Origin of the sequence: Candidatus Frankia alpina, from assembly GCF_902806485.1 — a bacterium.
GTDB classification, from domain to species: domain Bacteria; phylum Actinomycetota; class Actinomycetes; order Frankiales; family Frankiaceae; genus Frankia; species Frankia alpina.
The window spans coordinates 1-6265 of sequence record NZ_CADCWT010000250.1 but is presented as its reverse complement, the minus strand read 5'-3'; the positions used below and the strand labels follow the sequence as shown (position 1 = coordinate 6265).

At 69.8% G+C, this 6265-nt stretch carries 4 protein-coding genes and 1 pseudogene; 4 read left to right on the top strand and 1 reads right to left on the bottom strand.

Features of this window, described 5'->3' with window-relative positions; genetic code table 11:
• The 4 genes and pseudogenes from G6R25_RS25475 to G6R25_RS19920 all read left to right on the top strand — a co-directional run.
• Positions 1–202 (top strand): annotated as a pseudogene (locus tag G6R25_RS25475) (hypothetical protein); the annotation flags it as partial.
• Complete coding sequence (locus G6R25_RS19930; RefSeq protein ID WP_235949196.1) at positions 199–1569, top strand: TrbL/VirB6 family protein; 1371 nt, start codon at positions 199–201, stop codon at positions 1567–1569. The pseudogene G6R25_RS25475 and the gene G6R25_RS19930, both read left to right, overlap by 4 nt.
• A gap of 58 nt (positions 1570–1627) precedes the next feature.
• Positions 1628–3130, top strand: a complete 1503-nt coding sequence (locus tag G6R25_RS19925) for an SCO6880 family protein (RefSeq protein ID WP_163554164.1) — start codon at positions 1628–1630, stop codon at positions 3128–3130.
• A gap of 113 nt (positions 3131–3243) precedes the next feature.
• Positions 3244–5178, top strand: coding sequence for a conjugal transfer protein TraC (locus G6R25_RS19920; RefSeq protein ID WP_163554163.1), 1935 nt, complete (start codon positions 3244–3246; stop codon positions 5176–5178).
• Here G6R25_RS19920 and G6R25_RS19915 read toward each other — a convergent pair.
• Entirely contained in the window at positions 5145–6125 is a 981-nt protein-coding gene (locus G6R25_RS19915; protein ID WP_205447274.1) for an SCO6745 family protein, read from the bottom strand. The two genes, G6R25_RS19920 and G6R25_RS19915, sit on opposite strands and share 34 nt — an antisense overlap.
• Positions 6126–6265 lie beyond the last annotated feature (140 nt).

Sequence of the window (6265 nt, the reverse complement as noted above, 5' to 3'; positions counted from 1 at the left end):
GCTTAATACAAACGCCGGCAACCTTAATGGATCGCCGAACTTCAAGCCGCGCGACTTCTGGGGTACCGACCTGTGTAGCGTGAATTGGAACGGATCAGATTGGAAACTTTCCGATTCCGATGATGGCCCAGATGGCCCAGACCCGGCCGAGCAACGGTCCGAGGAATTCAACAGTTTTCTTCTGATCGGAGCGGGCGCATGACGACTGGTAACGCAGGCGACGGCACGGTAATTCTGGCCTTCAACCCAAATCCCCTAAGTGCAGTTAAAGGTGCGATTTCGGGGAGTGTGGATGCCTACTTCAACTCGATGGGGACGGCGTTCTGCGGGATGGCCGCAGACCTGTCGAGTTCCGTGTTCAGTTTCGCGGCGCAGAAGACGACCATCGATCTGAACGCCGACTACGTTGTCAAGAACTACAACATCGCGTTCGGGATCGCAGTGTTGGTCGTCACCGGGCTCTTTCTCTGTGCCTGCATCATGGGTGCGGTGCGAGGTGACCCGCACGTATTCGTTCGGGCACTCGCTGCGACCGGCACCTCGATCCTGGGCTCGTTCATCGCACTTGCCCTGCTTCAGATGATTCTGACCGCTTCGGACGGCATCGCCGACGCCTTCGGTGACGGGAAACCGTTGGGGGCCGACCTCGTGGCTCAGGTACGAGCGCTACCGGAACAGGGCAACTTCGCCCTCGATCTCGTGCTGTCGCTGCTGGTCGCTATGTTCTCTTTCGCGCTGTTCGTGGTGCTCTACATTCGCAAGGTCGCAATCATCGTGATGGCGGTTTTCATCCCGCTCTATCTCGCCGGGCAGCCGACGATGTCGACGAGCGCATGGATCAAGCGCGCCGCCGAGATCCTCCTGTCTCTGATCTTCGCGAAGCCAGTCATCTATGCGATTTTTTCGCTCGGTGCCGGGATGGCCAGCGACTCCACCGGTTCCACGGTCGATCAGACCCTGACGATCCTCGGTGGAACCGTGGTCATGATTGCCGCGGTGTTCGCCCCGTTCGTCCTCATGCACCTCATGGGATTCGCCGACGTCCATCTGATGCGGGCAGTCGGATCGGCGGGCCGGCGTAGCGCGGCGTCCTTCGGCCAGGGCGCGGGCGCGCTGCTCGGATCGACGTCCCGCGATACCTTCCGCGGAATCGGTGCCCGGCTCCAGACGCGTAATCGCGGGATGCTCGGCGACAGCGGTGGCATTGGCGTCCAGCCGGGACTCGCGCGGCCAGCCGCGCTACGGACCGGTCGCGGCGGAATCGGCGCGCCCGTGGGTGGGTCCCCCCGGGCCGGTGCCGCAACCGCGTCGGTGCGGGGCAGTGGCCGGCCCCGAACCAGCGGCTCCGGCACCGGCGGCGCCGTACGGCAGCCGGCCCGGTCCGGCGGCCCCACCCGGACGGCCGTCTCGGTCGGCGCCAGCGCCCGGCCAAGCGGTGCGCCCCGGACCGCCACCCGCGTCGCACCGGCCAGGAACGGCACATCCCCGCGGCCAGGCCCGGCCGCCAGTCGCCCCGGCGGCCCGGCCGGCCACGGTGGCCTCCCACCATCCCGCACCGGCGGTCAGTGAGCACGGCGGGCAGACAGGCGGCACCGCGCAGATGATCAATCGGCGAGTGAGGTACTAGATGGTCGCGGAACGCAGCTATCGGTTCGGGCCGCTCGAACGCGGCGGCGTCATGCTCGGCATGCGCTGGCCGCAGCTCGCTCTGATGATCGGCGTGATGCTCTGCGTTCTCGGCGCTCTCCGGTCACCGTTGGTAGCCATTCCGCTCTGGGTACTGCTTGCGGTGGCCCTGCTGTTCGTCGCCTTCGTCCGGGTGGAGGATCGTAACCTCGACCAGTGGGTGCCGATCCTTTTCGGCTTCACGATACAGAAGGTGACGGGCGAGTCGGTGTTCCGTGGCGCGTTCTTCCGGCTAGGCGCCGGAGAGGACCAGCTCAGCCGCACGGTCCTTCCCGGGCCGCTGTCCTCTCTGGTGATGCTGTCCGTACCGGTCGGCGGCGGCCGGTACGTAGCGGTGGTCAAGGACGCCAAGAAACAGACCTACACCGCTGTCCTGCAGGTGCAGGGCAGCCAGTTCGCCCTGCTGGAGTCCGGCGACCAGCAGGCCAGGGTGGATGCCTGGGGCGAGCTGCTGGCCGGGTTGACGGCCGGCGGCGGCAAGCTGTCCCGCATCCAGTGGCTGGAGCGCACCCTGCCCGACTCCGGCGACCAGCTCCAACGCCACTGGCGGGTCCGCGGCCACCACGACGACTCCTGGGCCGCGGACGCCTACCAGCAGGTGATCGACGCGGCCGGTCCCGTCGCCCAGCGGCACGAGACCTACCTGTCGTTCCAACTGCGTGCCAAGGACGCCCGCCGAGCGATCCAGCGGGCCGGCGGTGGCGACCAGGCGGCCTGCGCGGTCCTGCTCGGCGAGCTGCGCACCATGGAGGCGGCGCTCGCCCGGGCGTCGATCAACACGGTCGGCTGGCTGCCCCCGCGGGCGCTGGCCGCGGTCATCCGCACGACCTACGATCCGTACTCGATCGAGATGATCGACGCCCGCGGCGGGGCGAGCACCGACCTCGCCGGCGGGTTGAAGGGCCTGGCATCCGGAATCGATCCCGCAGCGGCCGGTCCCGTGCGGACCGTCACCGCCTGGGATCATTACCGCACAGACTCGGGGTACCACACCACCTACTGGATCAACGGCTGGCCCCGGGTGCCCTCGCCAGCCGCCTTCCTCGCTCCGCTGCTGATGGAGACGACCTGCCGGCGCACCGTGTCGCTTGTCGTGGAGCCGCTGCCCGGTCGCAAGGCGGAGAGGGCGGTGAACCGCCGGCGGATGGCGCACCTCGGCGAACAGCAGATGCGGGACAAGGTCGGCAAGGTCACGACGCAGCGGGACGTGGCCGAGGCCGACGAGGTGGAACGGCGCGAGCAGGAGCTGATCGCCGGCTTCGGGGCGTTCCGCTTCCACGGGTTCGTCACGGTCTCCGCCGACGATCTCGACGGGCTCGCCGACGCCTGCGGTGAGGCCGAGACGCTGGCGTCGCGCAGCCGGCTGGAGATGGTGCGCCTCGTCGGAGAACAAGACCAGGGCTTCAGCGTAGGGGCCCTACCGCTGGCGGTGGGAGTGGCTTGACCTCCGGAAACAGGACATGATCATATCCTATGAAAGGCAGGTCGATCCGTGGCCGAACAGGGGCGGCGTTTCCTTTCCGCCGTGAACGGCGGGGTCTCCACGCCGCAGGTCCGATGAGTCCGGGGCACGGCAGCCATACCGACAACGGCAGCGGCGCGCTCCATCGCGACGGTGCAGTCCCCTACGCCGACCACGAGGCGAACGAGTACGGCGACGCCGACGAGACGGACGGGTACGACGACGAGGCCGGCTTCGAGGGCGCCGGCTTCGACGATCTCGACCCGCCCAGCTTCGACGAGGCCGGTTACGACCCGGACGGTTACCAGGCAGCGGCGTACGAGGCGGCCGGGCACGACCCGGGGCGGGACGCCGAGGGCTTCGTCGACCTCGGCGGCGGTCCGCGGCGGCGCCGGTCGACGTCGCCGGCCGGCCCGTCGCCCCGCCGCAGCCGCCGGACGGAACGGGCCGCCGCCGCGGCGGAGAAGACCGCGATGCGTCGCGCCCAGGCGGCGTTGCGCCGCGGGGCGCAGCCCTCGAAGCTGCTCGGCCCCTTCGCCGGGCGCGCCTATCACAAGATGCGGCTGCCGGCGCACATGGAGACGACGGCGCAGATCGCCGGCATCTACCCGTTCGTGGTCGACTCCGGGCTGGCCGCGCCCGGGATGTACATCGGCCGGCACGTGTGGTCGGGGAACTCGTTCGACTTCGACGTCTTCGAGCTGTACCGCCAGCAGGTCATCGAGAACCCGAACTTCGCTGTGTTCGGCGCGGTCGGCTCCCGCAAGTCGGCGCTGCTCAAGACGCTGATCTCCCGCGGTGCGGCGTTCGGCTACCAGGCGGCGGTGCCCTGCGATCCCAAGGGGGAGTACACCCGGCTGGCTCGCCGGCTCGGCTGCGAGCCCACCTACATCGGTCCGGGCATGGCGACCCGACTCAACCCGCTGGACGCGCCGCCGCGCCCGATGAACATCGCCGACGCGGACTGGGCCCGCGAGGTCAAGCGGGCCAGGTCGTCGCTGCTGTCGTCGCTGATCGAGACGGCGAAGGGCGTGCCGCTGACCCCGGCCGAGCACACCGCCGTGGACCTCGCCCTCGACGTCGTCACCCGGCAGATCAGCGGCACCTCGCCGGAACGCTGGGCGACCCCGCTGCTCCCGCACGTCCTGGAGGCGATGACCGATCCCACCGAGGAGGACTGCGTCGACCTTCCGATGACGGCCACCGAGCTACGCGATGCCTCCCGGGACGCCACCCTGACGCTGCGCCGGCTCACCCATGGCGCGCTCGGCGGCCTGTTCGATGGGCCGACGACCTCTCCGCTGGACTTCGACCGGCCGATCGCCGTGCTCAACCTGGAGCGGGTCCAGGGCAGCGACGAGATGATCGCACTGATCATGACGTGTGCGCAGGCGTGGATGGAAGCGGCCCTGATGCGCCAGGACGGCGTGCAGCGCTACGTCGTCTACGACGAGTGCTGGCGGCTGATGCGCTTCGCGGGGCTCGTCCGCCGGCTCTCCGCGCAGCAGAAGCTCGCCCGCCAGTGGGGATGTGCCAACGCGATCGTCGCCCATCGCATCTCCGACCTGCTGTCCGCCTCCCCGGACTCGGTGGAGATCGCCAAGGGGCTGCTCGCGGAGACGGCGATCCGCATCCTATACAAGCAGGCGTCCGACCAGATCGCCGACACGCAGGAGGCGCTCGGGCTCACCGACGTAGCCGCCGATCTGCTGCCGCGGCTCGATCCGGGCTTCGCGCTGTGGCTCATCGGCGCCCGTGCCTTCTACGTCGAACACGTGGTCGGTGATCTGGAGATCCCGGTGGTGCTGAACGGGTCGAAGATGCACGGCGAGGTCGACGACATCAACCTGACCCCGGACGACCTCGACCCGGCGGAGCTGGACCCGCCGGATCTCGGTCCGGGGCCGCTGCGTCGCGGCATCGCTGAGGGCGTCGCCGACGACGCGGGGTTCGACGGTGGCGACTTCGGCGAGGAGCCGTTCACCGGAGGCTATGGCTATCCCTCGATCGAGCCCAGCTCCACCGGCTGACGCTGCTCCACCGGCTGACGCAGGTCCACCATCGACCGCTCCGAGGACGGCGGCCAGTCCAGCCCGATGGGGTTGGGCCAGGTGAACCCGCTGCCCAACGCCACCCGCTCGGCAAGCCCGTACAGCGTCGCGTACAGGTCACCGCGCTCCGCCACGGTCAGTGCCAGGTAGGGGGCCGCAGCCAGCTGATCGGTGGCGTCCTCGATCGCGTCCCGGGCCTGGGCACCGCGCTCGGTCAACGTGCCGTCGGCGGTGAGCCAGCCGCGCGCGGAAAGGTCACGGACCGCGTCCGCCCACTCCCGCTCGTTCCAACCGCGCGAGATCCGCAACTGCTCACCGGGACTGCGCCCGGTGGCCGCGGCGAGGACCAGCGCCTCGCAGGGGCCGACCTCGGCGTGCACCAAGGCGGCGATGTGCCCGTCGCCCCGGTGCTCCCGCAGCGTCGTCAGCGCCTGCCAGAGCGCCAGGTGCGGCTCGGTGGGAGGGGGCAGGGCTGCGTTGGCGGCGGCCAGCGGCCGCCCGGCGGTGACCGCGGCCGCCGCCGCCCGACCGGCGAGCGCTGCGGCGCGCCGCACCGCCACGCCCGTCGTGTCCAGCCCCCACAGTTCACGCAGCACGACATCGATCGCCGCGAGGCGGGCGTCGAGCAGCCGGGACGGCGAGGAGTAGGCCCAGACGTCCGGAACGGAGCGGGCGATGCGGCGCGGTGCGAAGTTGTAGAAGGCCGAGGTGATCGTCGCTGCGGACGCCGCACCGAGCGGTGCGGCCCGCATGCCGATGTACCCCATCCAGAAGCCGTGAGAGCCGGCCTCCGCCCCGAAGCGGGGTACCGCGGGATGGAAGTAGATCACCGCGTGAACCGGCTCCCCCACCTCCCAGATCCGGCGGGCGTCATAGGCACCTGCCGCGCCGAGATCGTCCATGTCCGTCTGTCTACCTTCGCCCATGCAGTTCCTCCCGAGCGTGCGTCGGTTCCAGACTCCCCCCGCACGGGGACTGTATGCCAGGAAAAAACGTCATGATCGGGCGTCGGTCGGGGCCGTTACCCCGGCCGACGGTCCGCTTCCAGCAGGAACGCGCCCGAAAC

Coding starts and splice junctions, on each gene's coding strand:
- G6R25_RS19930 (WP_235949196.1), top strand. CDS start 199: ATGACGACTGGTAACGCAGGCGACGGCACGGTAATTCTGGCCTTCAAC.
- G6R25_RS19925 (WP_163554164.1), top strand. CDS start 1,628: ATGGTCGCGGAACGCAGCTATCGGTTCGGGCCGCTCGAACGCGGCGGC.
- G6R25_RS19920 (WP_163554163.1), top strand. CDS start 3,244: ATGAGTCCGGGGCACGGCAGCCATACCGACAACGGCAGCGGCGCGCTC.
- G6R25_RS19915 (WP_205447274.1), bottom strand. CDS start 6,125: ATGGGCGAAGGTAGACAGACGGACATGGACGATCTCGGCGCGGCAGGT.